This is a genomic window from Frankia nepalensis (assembly GCF_016786325.1).
Taxonomy (GTDB): Bacteria; Actinomycetota; Actinomycetes; order Frankiales; family Frankiaceae; genus Pseudofrankia; species Pseudofrankia nepalensis.
Genome location: NZ_JADWYU010000149.1, coordinates 28,832 through 44,009, shown reverse-complemented (window position 1 = coordinate 44,009; position 15,178 = coordinate 28,832). Strand labels below are relative to the sequence as shown.

Here is a 15,178-nt window from a genome sequence, read left to right as displayed (position 1 = left end):
AGATGTCGTAGACGCTGTCGAAGATCATGGCCCGGGCCGGCGCGGCCGGGTCGCCGGACGGCGGCGGTACCCGCCGCCCCCCCCCCGTCTACACCCGCGGGGCGGCCCCCCCCCGCCTTGCCGTCGCCCCGCCGGCGCGGCCCCGCGTTGGGGGCGGAAGTGCCGTCACTGGAATCCGCCACCGCCGCCCCTGGGCCGCCGGCCCGCGGGTGGCCGAGCACGTCGAGCACGATGAGGAGATCACCGGTGACCGACCTGGCGCCCGCGCTCGCACGGCCGGACCCGACCGTCCCGCCGTCGCCGCCGGCCCGCCGGCTCGGCCGCCGCGGCTGGCGGGACACCCGGCTGCTGTTCGGCGTGCTGCTGGTCCTGGTCTCGGTGGTCGTCGGCGCCCGGCTGTTCGCGACGGCCGACCAGACCGCGTCCTGGGTGGCCGCCAGGACGGACCTGCCCGCGGGCCATGTGATCACCGCGGACGACCTGGCCACCGTCCACGCCAGGCTCGACGACCAGACAGCGCGGCGCTACTACCCGGGAGGCCGGCGCGCGGAGATCGTCGGCGGCACGCTGGCCAGGCCGGTCGGCGCCGGAGAGCTCATCAGCGGTACCGACTTCGCCGGTCCCGCCACCCCGCCGACCAGGATCGTCCCGGTGGTCGTCAAGGCCGGCCGGATCCCCGCGCTGGTCCCCGGTGACCGCGTCGACGTCTACGTCTACCAGCCGGCCGGGGCGCCGGCCGGCGACGACACCACCGGGACGGACGGCGGCGCCGGCGTGGGCACCCCGGCCGCCGGCGGGGCTGGCGCCGAGGTGCTCGTGCTGCACGACGTCGAGTTCCTCGGTGAGCAGCGGCTCGCCAGCGGCGACCGGTCGCTGGCGTTGCGGGTGCCGGTGGACGCGGCCATCCGCGCGGTCGCCGCCTCGCAGAGCGAACGGGTGGACGTGGTGAAGCTGGAACCCGACGGCGGCGGCCAGGTGGGCGGGACCGGCCCGACCGTCGCGCCGGGGTACGGCAAGTGAGCCTGCCGATCCTGACCGCGGTCACCGACTCGGTCGTCGAGGCCGGGCTGGTCTCGGCGTTCGACCGCCACGACCTCGGCGTCACCGTGGTCCGCCGCTGCGTCGACCTGCCCGACCTGCTCGCCGCCGCGACCACCGGCGCGGCCCGGGCCGCGCTGCTGTCGGCGGACCTGCGCAGGTTCGACCGGGAGGCGCTGGCCCGGCTCACCATGGCGAACGTCGCCGTCGTCGGGCTGGTCGCGCCGGGTGACGAGGCGGGCGAGCGGCGGCTGCGCCAGCTGGGGATCGTCGCGGTGATCACCGCCGACGCGACCGTCGAGGAGGTGGCCGGCGCGGTCGTCGAGGCGGCCAGAGCACTGTCGAACCGGGCCGCGGTCGGACCGGTGTCGATCAGGCACGGGTTCAGCGAGCCGGTCGCCGGCTATGGCACCGCCCGGCCCCCCGTTCTCGACCGGGCCGGCAGGCCGGACGACGAGCGGGAGCCCGCCCCGGTCGCCGAGGGGCGAGTGATCGCGGTGTGGGGCCCGACCGGTGCCCCGGGGCGGACCACGATCGCGCTGAGCCTCGCCGCCGAGCTCGCCGACCTCGGGGCGTCCACGTTGCTCGTCGACGCGGACTCCTATGGCGGCTCCATCGGCCAGCTGGTCGGCCTGCTGGAGGAGGCGCCGGGGCTGGCTGCCGCGGCCCGCGCGGCCAACCAGGGCATGCTCGACGTGCCCCGGCTCGCGGTGCTCTGCCGCGACCTCGGCGGCGGGCTGCGCGTGCTGCCCGGCATCGCCCGGCCGTCGCGCTGGCCAGAGCTGCGGCCGTCCGCGCTGGAGAACGTCCTCGAGCTGTCACGCCGGCTCGCCCGGTTCGTGATCGTCGACTGCGGGTTCTGCCTGGAGGCCGACGAGGAGCTGGCCTTCGACACCTCGGCGCCGCGGCGCAACGGCGCCACCCACGCCGTGCTCGCCGCGGCGGACACGGTGATCGCGGTCAGCTCGGCCGAGCCGGTGGGACTCGTCCGGTTCGTGCGCGGCCTGTCCGACCTGCGTGACCTGGTTCCCGGCGTCGAGCCGCTGGTCGTCGTCAACCGGCTGCGCGCCTCCGTCGCCGGCGGCGACCCCCGCCGCGAGATCACCCGCGCCCTCAACCGGCACACGGACACCGAGCCCGTCGCGCTGGTGCCCTACGACCTGGCGGCGTTCGACGCCGCCCAGGCGGCCGGCCAGCTGCTGCGCGACATCGCCCCGGCCTCGCCCGCCAGGGCGGCGATCCGCGAGCTCGCCACCCGGCTCGCCGGCCGCGCCCCCCGCGGGCAGCGCCAGCGACAGCGCCGCCGCCTACCGGCCCGCTGAGCTCCCAGAGCGCCTCCCCGGCCGGCCTAGGCCGTGCCCGCCGGGTGCTTCGGGACCTTTGTCGAATCGCGACCACGATCCCCGCCTGGGATGGGGCTGGCCCCCGTGCTACGGGTCTTGCTCGGTACCAGTGGAGTCGGGGCGCTCAGCGCCCCGGCAGGCGGAGCGCCGCCGGGGGCGCCCCCCCCCGTGGGGCGCCCCCCCCAACCCGGCCCGGCCGGCGGCGCCCCCCCCCCCGGCCGGGGGGCCCCCGGGGGGGGGGGGGCGCCCCCCCCCCGGGCGGGCGGCGCGCCGCGGGGCGCCCCGCGCCCGTTGCGGCGACCGCCCTAGCCGGCGAGGCCGGGCTCCTCGCGCGTCGCCGGCTGGCGGCCGGGCCGGGTCGCCGGATCGGCGGGGCTCACCGAGGTGGCCGCCGCGGCCGGCAACACCCGCGCGGCCCGGAGCGGGGCGCCGGCCGGTCGGCGGGCGCCGGTCCGGCCGGCCCGCTCGGGCAGGGCTGGCGCCGGCGTCCGCGCCGCCGCCGGCCTGGTCGGCCTCGTCGGTCTGGTTGGCCTGGTCGGCCCTCCGAGGGAGCTGGGCAGGACGCCGGCCAGTTCGGCGAGGGCGGCGGCCGAGGTGCGCAGCGAGGTCTCGAACACCTCGGCTCGTCGGGTGACGTCCATGACGTTGCCGCCCATCACCGTGAGGTCCTCGGGACAGGGGCACAGGGTGCGCACCCGGGCTCCGGCGGCCTCCGCGAGGGCGATCTCCCGGGCCAGCCGGCGGGTGGCGGCGCGGCGCAGCTGGCGTTCGACGAGGGCGACCGGCCGGCGCGGCTGGTCGCGGTCGAAGGCGCAGGCTGGGGCGAGCACCAGGATCTCGTCCAGCCCGGCGTCCAGGCACAGGTCCAGCGACGTCGGCGAGCGGGTGCCGCCGTCGACGTACCGGTGGCCGTCGAGGCTGATCGGGGCGTACCAGCCGGGGATGGCGCAGGAGGCCATCACCGCCTGCGCGATGTCGATCCGCGGCGCGCCGTCAGCGCCGAAGAGCACCCGGCTGCCGGTGTCGAAGTCCATCGCGACCACCCGCAGCGGAGCCGGCCAGCGCGGCGGGCGCGCCCCGGTCACGCCCGAGGCCTGGTGCTCGGCCGCCTTGGTGACGAGGTCGCCTACGGCCGTGATCGTGCCGCGGCCCTGGGGGAGCAGCGCGGCGAGCGCCACCATCGGTGTCATGCGGCGGGGGTGCAGGACACCGGCGGTCAGCAGACGGGGGGAGCCCATCCGCATCCGGGGCGGCGGAGGCAGCGACGCGCCAAGGTCGCGGTAGTCGAGCACCGGCGCACCCGGCGCGTACAGCCCACGTTCGGAGTCAGCCATCGCGTCAACGTCGATACCGAGGCTCAACAGCGCCGCGACGACCGAGCCGGCCGACGTGCCGACGATCAGGTCGAAGGACCGGGCGTCCACGCCGGTCTGGGCCTGATAGGCGCGCAACGCGCCGATCATCCAGGCTGAGCCGAGTACCCCGCCGGCGCCGAGGACCAGCCCTCGGCGCGGCGCTCGCTTGCGTGGCATCGCCACCACCTCCCAGCGCGGCGACCCGGCGCCCTCGCGGCCGGCTGGCCGCCCGGGCACCCCCGCGGGAGGAGACCTGTCCCTTCCGCTGTCGGTCGCGTGGCGCCGGTGCGCCGCGGGCCGGCCGGTGACGGCCGGCCCCGCGCGTCACGACGCCGGACCCCGGACCGCGCGAAGCGCCTTCCGGGGAGAGCGGCGCCGCGCCCGCGTGGGCCGTTCACACGTGTCCCCACCGGCCTTGGCCGCCAGGGGGCACCGAGGGTTCGGTCCACGGTCCGCGTTGACCGCTCGTAGGCTCGCTCGTCGAGCGAGCGTCACGTCCCAGGACCTGGAACCAGATCCTGTGTGTGGGCTCGGCCTACTCGGGCTCCTCCGGCTCGGGCAGGCTGGTCTCGAGCACGCCCCAAGCGCGCAGCCGGTCGGCGAACTCCTGCGGCGTGGTGTCGTGCAGCAGGGCGAGCGCGCGCAGGTCACCGTCGCGGATCGACAGCACGTGACCGGCATAGTCGTCGCGTTGCCGCTGGATCTGCGCGACCCACCGGCGAACCAGGGCCGACGTGTCCGGCGGGGCCTGGGCGAGCTTCTCCAGGTTCAGCACGGTCCTCGGCCGGCGTTCCCGCGGGGGCAACTGGTCCTCGTTCGGCAGCAGCGCCGAGACCGGGACCCCGTAGAAGCCAGCCAGCTCGGAGAGCTGATGCACGCTGATCATCCGGTCGCCGCGCTCGTACGAGCCGACCGCGGCGGTCTTCCAGCGACCACGCGACTTCTGCTCAACGCCCTGTAGCGAAAGTCCCTGCTGAATCCGGATCGCCCGTAGGCGAGCTCCCACCGCCTTCGCGTACTCCCGGCTCACCCGACTCACCCCCAGCCTCGAACGAGCATATGGACCCTCCGTAGTGTCGCGATAACCCAGCGCCGCGATGACTCGTTTTGGGATCATCGCCCGTAACGCGGGTTAACGCCACCGAAGGAGTCCGTTCATCATGCTACCTAGATCGAAACACGCTAGGTACCGATCGCGCGGCTGATATCGGGCGAAACGGCACAAATGGGGCGCCATCGACTACTGTTTGTCATGAGGCTCACCCCCCTTTTAGCGACCAGCACTCGCGTCGGTGGCGGGAACCACCACCGTTACTCCCGGTGTCGATGCCCACGAATCGCTCCGCGTAACCGCGACCACTACGCGGAGCTATCACCCCTGCCTCGTCCAGGCCGCCCCGTCGCCCGTTACCGGGCGGCGTCGACAACGCGGCGCGGGCCGGGTGCAGACTGACGATGTGCGTGTCTATCTGCCGTCGACGCTGACGGCCGCGCGGACGGCGCTCGCCGACCGCGCCGTTCCCGCTGGTCTCGCCTTCGCGGTCACCCCCGCGGTGCGCGAGTGGTACGCCCAGTCGGACCTCGAGGAAATGGAGTACGCCGCGCTGCTCGCCGCGGCCCGCGCCTGCCTGCGCCTGCTCGACGCCGACGCGCTGGCTCCCCGGCGCCGGGTGGTGTTCGTCGCCGACGTCGACGACGGCACCGTCCGCGTCCGGGACGACCTCGACCGGGGCGTCGTCGAGGTCACGGGCACCATCCCGCTGGCGAAGGTCCGCGCGGTGCACGTCGACGACCCGGAGGCCGAGCCCGCGGTCGCCGCGGCCGCCGCCGCGATCCTCGAGGCCGACCTCGGCGGCGAGGACGCCGCGTTCGTCGTCGACGGCGCCGAGGGCCACGAGCTCCTCTGGTATGCCACCCAGGAACTCGCCGACCTGTTTTAGGCCGCCCTCTGGGCCGCCGCCGCGCGGCCGGCTCGGGATGGCCGAGCACGGGCGGTGTTGGTCGCCGGTCGGCATCCCCTGGGTCCTGGCTGAGGCGATATCGGTAGTCGAATGCCCGGCGCGACCGGCTGGGTTCGGAACTCCAGGCATTCGTTTGCCTGTTGTTGGCCGAATCGGTGGGCGGTGGCGCTGCTCGGGCGCCCGGTGGGCGCCTGGGCCGGGCGTCGGGCCTCGTCACGCCGCCGACCGGGTGGCTGGTGGAGGTAGGGGTGGCGATGTCCGCTCTGTGTCGCTCGGCGAGTCGCTGTCCGCTGTGCCCGACGCGGTGCGCTATTGTTCCGCCCCAGACGAGCGTCTAGTCGGACAACACGGCCACGCCTGGCGGTCTCGCGGGCGGCGTGGGCGTGACGGCGGGAGCTCGTCCCCGTCTCGAAATCACCACCCGACCACCACGTCACCCAACCGATCAGGCACGCCGGCCATGCCCGTCGTTCACATCGCGCCCGCTCGAACGCGCCGTGGCGATGGGCGAGGCGAGGCGCGAGGTGAGGTGTCCGGTGCCGTGAGGTGTCTGGTGCGCCCATGACTCCACTGATCGCTGTCCACGTTCGACCGCCCGCGCCTGGATCCCGGCGCGGGAGGGAGGCTGGTTTCCCGTGCTTTACCTCGCCGGGCAGATCCTGGCGTTCGTGCTGGTAGCGCTGGTGCTCGGCGCCGTGCTCGCCTGGGTCCTGCTGATCGGTCCGATGCGTCGCGGGCGCGCGACGGTGGCCGCGGGCGGGGCGAGCCCGCCCCGCGCCGACCTGGTCGTCGGCTCCTCAGGGGAGGCCCTCTCCCCAAAGGACGGCGCGGACGGCGTTCAGGAGGCGGCCGAGGCGCCGTCGGGCGCCGTCGGGCTGGCGCGGCTCGACGAGGACCGGCTGGGCGCGCTGACCGACTGGCTGCGCCGGCGGGAGGAACGCGACCTGGTGGAGAACGCCGAGCTGGTGACCCGGCTCGCCGCGGCCGAACGACAGGCCGGCGACTCCGAGCGCCGGCTCGCCGCCGCCGAACGGCAGACGACGGAGGCGATCGAGCAGGTCGGTGCCGCGCAGGCGCGGATCACTCAGATCGAGGCCGAGCTGCGGGGCGTGGCGTCGGACGAGCGGGAGACCCGCCAGCTGCGTACGGCGCTGGCCGAGGCCGAGACGCGGGCGGCCCGGTTCTCCGCCCGGCTCGCGATCATGCGCACCGAGGCCGAGGAGGCCGCCCATCAGGTCGCCGCGGTCACCGAGCGCATGGAACACCGCCAGGCCGAATGGACGGCCGAACGCGCGGACCTGCTGGTCCGGATCGCCGAGGCCGAGGCGATCGCCGCCGCGTGGACCGCGGGCGAGCCCGAGTCACCCGCCGGGTACGCGGATCTGACCGTCGACGAGTTGGCCGATCCGGCCGCGCTCGTCGGCGCCCAGGGCATGCACGGCCAGGACATGGCCGCCGGGGCGGCCGGCAGCCCGATGGCGCGCGAGGATTCGCTGGCGCCCTCCGTCAGTCCGGATCGACCCGTCGAGCCGATGAGGCTCGCGGTCGGAGTCATGACCCCGGCCGGCGGCTCCTCGACCGGGGGCCAGGGACCATCCTCGGACGCGGCTCTCGTCGGCGCGGGCGCGGCGCGCCACCCGGCCAGCGCGGTCGACACCGCCACCCTGGACACGGTCGACACCGCCACCCTGGACACGGTCGTCCAGGAGATCCTGGACGCCGACGCGATCGAGCGGGACGCCCGCGCCGACCAGCCCGAGCCAGGGGCCGGCGACCAGGCCGACTCCTCGCCGGCCGACCCGGCCCCGGCCTGCCCGATCGACGACGCGGTCCCCGCCGGACTGGGGGAGCCGATCCGGGAGATCGGCGACCTGCCAGGATCCCCGGGCCCGGCGGGTGACCCCACGCTGGAGGCGCCGGCCTGGGGCGGCCTCGCCGAGCCGGTCGCCTCGACCGACAACCTCAGGGAGATCGTCGGCATCGGCCCCGTGATCGAGACGCGGCTGCGCACGCTGGGCGTCACGTCGTTTCGCCAGCTGGCGGCGATGGGCGACACCGACGTCGAGCGCCTCTCGGCGCGGCTCGACGGCTTCGGCAGCCGGATCGTCTCCGACGACTGGGTGGGCCAGGCGCGGGAGCTCCAGGAGCGCTACCACGGCGGCCTCTAGAACTCGCTGGACCCACGTGGGCCCTGACCCACGTGGGCCCTGACCGACGTGGGTCCTGACCGACGTGGGTCCTGACCGACGTAGCTTCCTGGTCCACGGAGTTCCTGGCCCGCACAGCTCCTGGCCCTCACAGCTCCGAGATCAGGCCCTCGATCTCGGCGTCGAGGATGCGTCGATCGGTGACGTCCACGTAGAGCCAGAAATGGCCACGGTAGCCGTCGGGACCGACCAGAGGCAGATGGCTGCGTTCGAAGACCCTGCCGTCGGAGAACATCACCGTCTCGCGGCGCAGGGTGCGCCGCCGGCGCAGCAGGCTGTCAAGTCGGTCGGCGAAGCCCGCCGGGTCCTCGACCAGCCCGATACGAGGGCGTAGCAACAGCCGGCAGTCGGTGCCGACGAGGTCGACGGGCGCGTCCGCGAGATCGAACAGGTCGCAGTACGCCTGGTTCACTCCGACGATCTGGCCGCCGGCATCGGCGAACAGCACCGCCGCGGGCAGCTCGGCGAGCAGGCTGGTGAGCCACCGTTCCCGGTCGCGACACGCCGCCTCCGCTCGGGTCAGCTCGCCGTAGAGGCAGCCGCACTCCCCGGGCGGCATCTGGTCGGGCCGGCCGTGGCCGCCGTCGCCCGCCCCGTGCCCGCCGGGGTGGCCGTCCCGTGGGCCGCCCCCGTAGCCGCGGCCAGCGCCGCCGCCCGTGCCCGGGCCGTGGTCGAGCCACCCGCTGTCCTCGGGCAGGCGGGCCCGGGCGTCGTGGCGGTGGTGGTGCTCGCCGGTGGGGCGGCCATGCAACGCGAGCGCGGCGCGCCACTCGCCCCCCAGAGCCGACGGCGTCCGGGTCTCGGCGACCCCCGGCCAGCTGTCGCCGCCGTCGGGCGCGGCCGCGCGGCGGCCGGGATCCCAGCCAGACCGGCGAAACCAGGGGTCGCCGGGATTCCCGCCGGACCGGCGCCAGGCCTCCTGCCGGATCCGGGGCTCCCGCCCAGGTGGCGAAGCGGGTCGGGCGGGTCCGGAAGCCGGTCTGGGAGGCGGGCGGTCCGAGAGGTCCGCTGGGCGATTCGCCGGGAGGTCGGTGCCGTCCCACGCGGGATGGTCCCGGTAGGCGCGTTCCTGCCCCGGCCCGCCCGCCGTCAGCCGGGCGGTGTTCAGCTCGTCCGGGTTCAGCTCGTCCGGCCGGCGCCACCCGAGAGCGTCCGCGCGCCGGCGGTCCGCGCCGTGCCCGGCACCGGCGGCCGGGCCGGCACCGGCGGTCGGGCCGGCACCGGCGGTCGGGCTGGCTTCGGCGCCGGGCGCGGCCAGCGGCTCCTGCCCGGTGCGCGGCCGGGGCAGCCTCAGGGAAGGCCCGCCATCGGGCCGCTCGCGCTCGCCGCGCGCGCGACCGTCCAGGCCCGCGAACCCGTTCGACCCGTCACGGCTCGTGGTCTCGGGGGCGGACGGCCAGGCCGGCAGCGGGGGCAGTGGGGTCAGCGTGCCGATGAAGCGCGGGCCGCCGCGCCCGTCGCCCGTGAGCACGGCCTGCAGGATCGCGGCCCGGTGCAGGCCGTCCGCGCGCAGCAGCCGCAGCCGGACCCACACCCCGTCACCGCCGGAGGCCGCGCGCCCCCACTGGCTGGTGACGGTCAGCAGGTCGTGGGGATGGATGGCCTGTTCCCAGCCCCAGCCGAGGGCGTCGTCCGGCTCCACCCCCGTCAGCTCGCTCCACCGCGGGTTGACGAAGACGTGCCGTCCGACCGCGTCCGTCGCGAACACGGGCACCGGGCAGCTCATCGCCATCCGGCGGAACATCGCCCATCCGGCGGCGACCGCCTCGCCGTCCGGACCGTCTGGAAGGCCGGAGACGGTGGCCTCCGGGGCTCGGGTGACCGGGTCGTCCCCGTCGCCCGCGTCGGCACCGGTCACGGCGCGCGGCGTCTCGTTCCCCTCACCGACGACGCCCCGCGCGGACCGCTCGTCCCGGTTGCCACCGGCACGGTCGCCGTCGCCGGCCTGGCCGCCTGGCGGCGCGCTCACGCGGACACCTCCGCGGACGAGAGGGCGCGAACAAGCGCGCGGACACACGAAGGACTGGACACTCGGGACCCCCGGGAGGCACGCCACGGCGGCCGGGACAGGGCGAGGACGTGGGGGAAGATCCGTCGCCGAACCGGTTCGTGACTAACCGAACGCAGAAGGTTGCTAAGTGTTGGCAGGTTAGCGCGCGCCGGGTGGTTGGCCGGTGAGGTGCGTGCGCGTGGCGCTCCGTGTGCGGCCGGACCGCCACGGCGCGCGCCGACCTGTCCCCGTTGGCCCCTTTCGCGGACCGGCCGGGGCCGCCTGGCGGTCCCGGTTCGGCCCGGAGTCGCGCGGCTGTGACCGGCTTGTGACCCGACGTCCGGAACCGCCGTGCCCGGGCACTTCGGCCCCGGCAGGAAGGCCCGCCTGAGGGTGGCCGCCGGGTCGACCACGGGGCCGGTAGTTATCGCAAACCGTCATCAAAGTGGTGTGCCGGGTAGTGATCCGGTCACGGATCAACCAGGCCTGGCGCTACCCCGTGACGATCTCCCTGGGGGTTGTGCGTACGTTGTTCGGTGCATCCTCTTCTTCGGAGGTTGCCAGAATGTGGCGTCGTTTTTACCCTTCGTAGCGATTGGGCACCTTCGCTCGGCGTCGCCGGGTCGACGGGCGACCAGGCCAGGGCCGCCGCGCGCGGCGGCGCCGTGCCCGTGTCCCCGACGACCGCGCCGCGCGGGCCCAGTCGCGCGGTCGCCGGTGGGTCGGCCGGCGTCGCCGGGGGGTGAGAGGTGCGCCTGGACGAGGAGCGGCGGACTCTCGTGGCGGCGGTACGTGGCGGCTCCTTCGGGGGCGGGGTCGGGGGAGGCCCGCACGGCGGTGGCCTGGGCCTCGGCGGGCCCGCCGTGCCCGGGAGCGGCGGCTGGCCGGACGCGGCCTCCCTGGTGGAGACGGAGGTCCGGGAGCTGGTCCGGCGGCGCTCGCTCGATCCGGTGCGGGAGCCGGCCCTGGTGCGCCGCCTCGTCGACGACGTGCTCGCCGACTACGAGGACCGGGCGCTCACCAGCGACCTGCCGCCCGTCGGCGACCGGGAGCTCGTCGGCCGCATCGTCTACGACGCCGTCGCCGGTTTCGGCCCGCTGCAGCGCCACCTCGACGACCCCACCGTCGAGGAGATCTGGATCAACGAGCCGGGCCGGGTGTTCGTCGCCCGCCACGGCCGCAGCGAGCTCACCACCACGATCCTCACCGCCGACCAGGTGCAGGACCTCGTCGAACGCATGCTGAAGAGCTCCGGGCGGCGGGTGGACCTGTCCACCCCGTTCGTCGACGCGATGCTGCCGGACGGCTCCCGGCTACACGTCGTCATCCCGGACGTGACTCGCCTGCACTGGTCGGTCAACATCCGCAAGTTCGTGCTGTCGGCCGCCAGCCTCGACGAGCTGGTCGCCATGGGCACGCTGCCGCTGGCGGCCGCGGCCTTCCTGGAGGCCGCCGTCGTCGCCGGGCTGAACGTCATCGTCGCCGGCGGAACCCAGGCCGGGAAGACGACGATGCTCAACTGCCTCGGCTCGGCGATCCCGGCCCGCGAGCGGGTGATCAGCTGCGAGGAGGTCTTCGAGCTGCGGCTGCGCACGCCCGACTGGGTGGCGATGCAGACGCGGCAGGCCAACCTGGAGGGCACCGGCGAGATCCGGCTACGCCGCCTGATCAAGGAAGCGCTGCGGATGCGCCCCGACCGGCTGCTGGTCGGCGAGGTCCGCCAGGAGGAGGCACTGGACCTGCTGATCGCGCTGAACTCGGGCCTGCCCGGGATGTGCAGCCTGCACGCGAACTCGGCGCGCGAGGCGGTCACCAAGCTGTGCACGCTGCCGCTGCTGGCCGGCGAGAACGTCAGCCACAACTTCGTGGTCCCCACGGTCGCGGCCAGCGTCGACCTCGTCGTTCACCTGATCAAGGATGGCCACGGTCGGCGGCGGGTCACCGAGATCGTCGCGCTGCCCGGGCGGGCCGAGGGCGACGTCATCGAGGTCGCGCAGATCTTCCGGTCGCTCGGCGACACGCTGGTGCGGGCCGAGGGCTACCCGCCGCACCCCGAACGCTTCGCCCGCGTCGGCTACGACCTCGCCGCGCTGCTCGCCCCGCCGGACCGCTCCTGGCCAGAGATCGCGGTCGACCGGTGACCCGCCACCTGAGCGAAGGAGCACGCGCGCGGAGGTCCCTCGCGAGGTACGAGCGCGGGGCCGGAGCGCGCGGGCGACGAAGCGATGCAGAGACGCTGAGCGAAGGAGCACGCGCGCGGAGGTCCCTCGCGAGGTACGAGCGCGGGGCCGGAGCGTGCGGGCGACGAAGCGACGCGGAGACGCCGCCCGCCGCCGTCGCGGCCACGGACCCCCACCCGGAGGGCTGATGGGAATCTTTGTCGGTCTGCTGTTCGGGCTCGGACTCTTCCTCATCGTCGGCCCGCGCCGCTCCCCGCGCGCGGGTGAGGGGGTCCAGGCCCGCTGGCGCCGGTCCACGGCGGAGCTGCTCGCGCAGGCGGGCGTCCGGGGTCTCAGCCCCGGCCAGTTCGTCGCGGTGAGCGTCGCCGTCGGTCTGGTCGTCGGCCTCGTCGTGTTCGTCTTCACGGCCACGTTCTCGCTCGGCGTCGCGTTCTTCGTGTTCGCCGCGTTCGTGCCGCGCGCCATGGTCGCGCGCCGCCGCCGCTCCCGGATGCACGACCTACGGGCGATGTGGCCGGACGTCGTCGACAACCTGGCGAGCGCGGTGCGAGCAGGCATGTCGCTGCCGGAAGGGCTCGCCGCCGTCGGCCAGCGCGGCCCGGCGCCGCTGCGTGGGGCCTTCACCCGGTTCGGCGAGGAATACCGGGCTACCGGCTCGTTCAGCGCCTGCCTGGACAGGCTCGCCGACGAACTCGCCGATCCGGTCGCCGACCGGATCATCGAGTCCCTACGGCTGGCCAGGGAGGTCGGCGGCACCGACCTCGGCCGGCTGCTGCGCACCCTGTCGACCTTCCTGCGCGAGGACGCCCGCACCCGCGCGGAACTGGAGACCCGGCAGGGCTGGACCGTCAACGCCGCCCGGCTCGCGCTCGCCGCGCCCTGGGTGGTGCTGCTGCTGCTCGCCACCCGCGGCCAGAACGTCTCCGCCTACGACAGCCCGACGGGCGTCGCGGTGCTCGTCGGCGGGGGCACGGTCTCGGTGTTCGCCTACCTGCTGATGAAGCGCATCGGCCGGCTGCCGGAGGAAGGACGGGTGCTTCGACCATGATCGACCGATGAGTCTCGCCGCCGCCGGGGCGCTGTTGGGCCTGCTGCTGGGCGTCGGACTGGTCACCATCGCCGTGCGCTCGCCGCGGGCCCGCCGGATCCGGTACGCCGACCGGGTCGACCCCTACCTGCGCGACACCCCGTCGCCGTCCCGGCTGCTCGACGAGCGCGAACGGCGCCAGCACCGCGGCGCGGGCCGGGCGCCAACGCCGCTGGCCGCCGTGGAGGCGCTCGCCCGGCCGTTCCTCGACGACGCCGCCCGCCGGCTCGACCGCTTCCTCGGCGGGCGGGCCGGGCTCACCCGCCGGCTGACCCAGGCCGGGGGGCGCACGTCGGTCGAGGAGTTCCGCGCCGGGCAGGTGATCTGGGCCGCGGCCGGGGGCCTGCTCGGGGCGCTCGTGCTCGTGCTCCGGGCGGTCACCGGGCTCGGGCCGCCGCCGGCCGTCGGCGTCGCGCTGATCGTCGCCGGGGTCGCCGGGGGCGTCGTCGCCCGCGAGTGGCGCCTGACCCGGGCCATCCGGGAGCGCGAGGACCGGATGCTGATGGAGTTCCCGACCGTCGCCGAGCTGCTCGCGCTCGCGGTCACCGCCGGCGAGTCGCCGGTCGGCGCGCTCGAGCGGGTAGCCAGGCTCACCCACGGCGAGCTCGGCCACGAACTGCGGCTCGCGCTCGCCGACGCCCGAGCCGGCGCGACCCTCGTGCAGGCGCTCGAGGGGATCGCCACCCGCACGACGCTCGCGTCGCTCGCCCGGTTCGTCGACGGGATGGCCGTCGCGATCGAGCGCGGCACCCCGCTCGCCGACGTGCTGCGCGCGCAGGCCGTCGACGTCCGCGAGGCGGGCCGGCGCCAGCTGTTGGAGGCCGGTGGGCGCAAGGAGATCGCCATGATGGTCCCCGTCGTCTTCCTGGTACTGCCGACGACGGTGATCTTCGCTTTCTACCCGGCGCTGGTGAGCTTCACGTTCTTCGCCCAGTAGCCAGAGACGTCCCGACGCCACCGGTGCGCGGTGGCGGCGGGCAGGCGGCGCGCGGGAGCGCGTCGCCGCCAGAGGGATCGACGACCGCGACGCCGAGGGGGACAGGGGCAGGACTGGGAGGACGACATGGCACGGATGACGGCGGCCCTGGTCGCCGGGTATTTCGCGTGGTGGGAGCGGCGGCGGCTGGCCGCCGCCACCGGCCGCGGCTCAGGGACGCGCGGCGGCGACCGCGGCGACGTGCCGGGCTGGGTGATGGTGACGGTGATGACCGCCGCCCTGGTGGTCGCGATAGCCACGATCGCCACCCCGGCGTTGCAGAACATGTTCACGACCGCGATCAACAAGGTCAGCGGCGCCGGTGGCGGCGGTGACGGGGGCTGACACCTTGGCGCGTGGCCGGGAGAGCCACCGCCCGAGCCCTCGCCGCCGGCGACGGCGCCGCGCCGCGAGGAGCGGTCCCGCCGGAGTTCCCGACCAGCGTCCGGCCGAGGTACGCCGGCCGGACGCGGGGTCGGCGATCGTCGAGTTCGTGCTGGTCAGCACGCTGCTGCTGTTCCTGTTCCTCGGGATCATCCAGGTCGGCCTGGTGCTGCACGTCCGCAACACACTGGCCGCGAACGCGGCCGAGGGTGCCCGGCACGGCGCGAACCTCGGCGTCGAGCCGGCCGACGGCGGCCCCTACGCGCAGCGGCTGATCGCCGAGACCATCCCCGGCCGGTCCGACGCGACCTGCGCCGGCGGGCAGGTGGACGGCCCGGGAGGCGTTCCGCTCGTCGAGGTGACCTGCGAGGTGCGCGTCCCGCTCAGCCTGCTGCCGTTCGGCGGCGGCGTCACCGTTCACGTCACCGGACACGCGGTGAAGGAGACCCCGTGACGATCGCGCCCCTGGCCACCCGGCCGAGAGCCGACGCCGTCGGTTCCGCGGAACACGGTGATCGAAAGCCGGAGGTGTCAGGCCGGCGCCGAAGCCGGCGCTGCCTGGGTGGCGCGCGGTCGCGGGCTGGGGGTCCGCGGACCGGGCGCGGGCCCCCCGCCCGGGGGGGCCCGGCCCGGCGGGCCGGCCGCGCGCGAACCCCT

The 15,178-nt window shown here is 75.5% G+C and carries 12 protein-coding genes; 9 read left to right on the top strand and 3 right to left on the bottom strand.

Annotated features, from left to right (window positions below; translation table 11 throughout):
* Positions 1 to 246 precede the first annotated feature (246 nt).
* The gene (locus I6A81_RS23410) at positions 247 to 1,020 is read left to right on the top strand and encodes an SAF domain-containing protein (protein WP_203008260.1); all 774 of its coding nucleotides are present in this window, start codon (positions 247 to 249) and stop codon (positions 1,018 to 1,020) included.
* A complete protein-coding gene (locus I6A81_RS23405) occupies positions 1,017 to 2,360 on the top strand; it encodes an AAA family ATPase (RefSeq protein WP_203008262.1) in 1,344 nt (447 codons plus the stop codon). The genes I6A81_RS23410 and I6A81_RS23405 overlap by 4 nt, the downstream gene beginning before the upstream one ends.
* 326 nt (positions 2,361 to 2,686) lie before the next feature.
* Here the strand turns inward: I6A81_RS23405 and I6A81_RS23400 are convergent, their stop codons facing one another.
* A complete protein-coding gene (locus I6A81_RS23400) occupies positions 2,687 to 3,913 on the bottom strand; it encodes a patatin-like phospholipase family protein (protein WP_203010303.1) in 1,227 nt (408 codons plus the stop codon).
* A gap of 358 nt (positions 3,914 to 4,271) precedes the next feature.
* Positions 4,272 to 4,766 carry a transcriptional regulator gene (locus I6A81_RS23395; RefSeq protein WP_203006820.1) on the bottom strand — a complete coding sequence of 165 codons (495 nt, stop codon included), beginning with the start codon at positions 4,764 to 4,766 and terminating at the stop codon, positions 4,272 to 4,274.
* A gap of 427 nt (positions 4,767 to 5,193) precedes the next feature.
* Between I6A81_RS23395 and I6A81_RS23390 the strand changes: the two genes are divergently transcribed.
* Complete coding sequence (locus I6A81_RS23390) at positions 5,194 to 5,676, top strand: DUF6912 family protein (protein WP_203006819.1); 483 nt, start codon at positions 5,194 to 5,196, stop codon at positions 5,674 to 5,676.
* 656 nt (positions 5,677 to 6,332) lie between these two features.
* Entirely contained in the window at positions 6,333 to 7,865 is a 1,533-nt protein-coding gene (locus I6A81_RS23385) for a hypothetical protein (RefSeq protein WP_203006818.1), read from the top strand.
* Positions 7,866 to 7,992: 127 nt separating this feature from the next.
* Here the strand turns inward: I6A81_RS23385 and I6A81_RS23380 are convergent, their stop codons facing one another.
* Positions 7,993 to 9,873 (bottom strand): PAS domain-containing protein, encoded by a 1,881-nt coding sequence (locus tag I6A81_RS23380; RefSeq protein ID WP_307874858.1) that lies wholly within the window; start codon positions 9,871 to 9,873, stop codon positions 7,993 to 7,995.
* Positions 9,874 to 10,796: 923 nt separating this feature from the next.
* On the opposite strand from I6A81_RS23380, the gene I6A81_RS23375 reads away from it, so the two are divergent.
* The 5 genes from I6A81_RS23375 to I6A81_RS23355 all read left to right on the top strand — a co-directional run bounded on the left by I6A81_RS23375 (position 10,797) and on the right by I6A81_RS23355 (position 14,975).
* Positions 10,797 to 12,035, top strand: a complete 1,239-nt coding sequence (locus tag I6A81_RS23375; RefSeq protein ID WP_407661353.1) for a CpaF family protein — start codon at positions 10,797 to 10,799, stop codon at positions 12,033 to 12,035.
* A 226-nt stretch (positions 12,036 to 12,261) separates the two neighbouring features.
* Positions 12,262 to 13,122 (top strand): type II secretion system F family protein, encoded by an 861-nt coding sequence (locus tag I6A81_RS23370; RefSeq protein ID WP_203006817.1) that lies wholly within the window; start codon positions 12,262 to 12,264, stop codon positions 13,120 to 13,122.
* A gap of 7 nt (positions 13,123 to 13,129) precedes the next feature.
* A complete protein-coding gene (locus I6A81_RS23365) occupies positions 13,130 to 14,098 on the top strand; it encodes a type II secretion system F family protein (protein WP_203006816.1) in 969 nt (322 codons plus the stop codon).
* Positions 14,099 to 14,224: 126 nt separating this feature from the next.
* Positions 14,225 to 14,482, top strand: coding sequence for a hypothetical protein (locus I6A81_RS23360; protein WP_203006815.1), 258 nt, complete (start codon positions 14,225 to 14,227; stop codon positions 14,480 to 14,482).
* A 136-nt stretch (positions 14,483 to 14,618) separates the two neighbouring features.
* Complete coding sequence (locus I6A81_RS23355; RefSeq protein WP_203006822.1) at positions 14,619 to 14,975, top strand: TadE family protein; 357 nt, start codon at positions 14,619 to 14,621, stop codon at positions 14,973 to 14,975.
* Positions 14,976 to 15,178 lie beyond the last annotated feature (203 nt).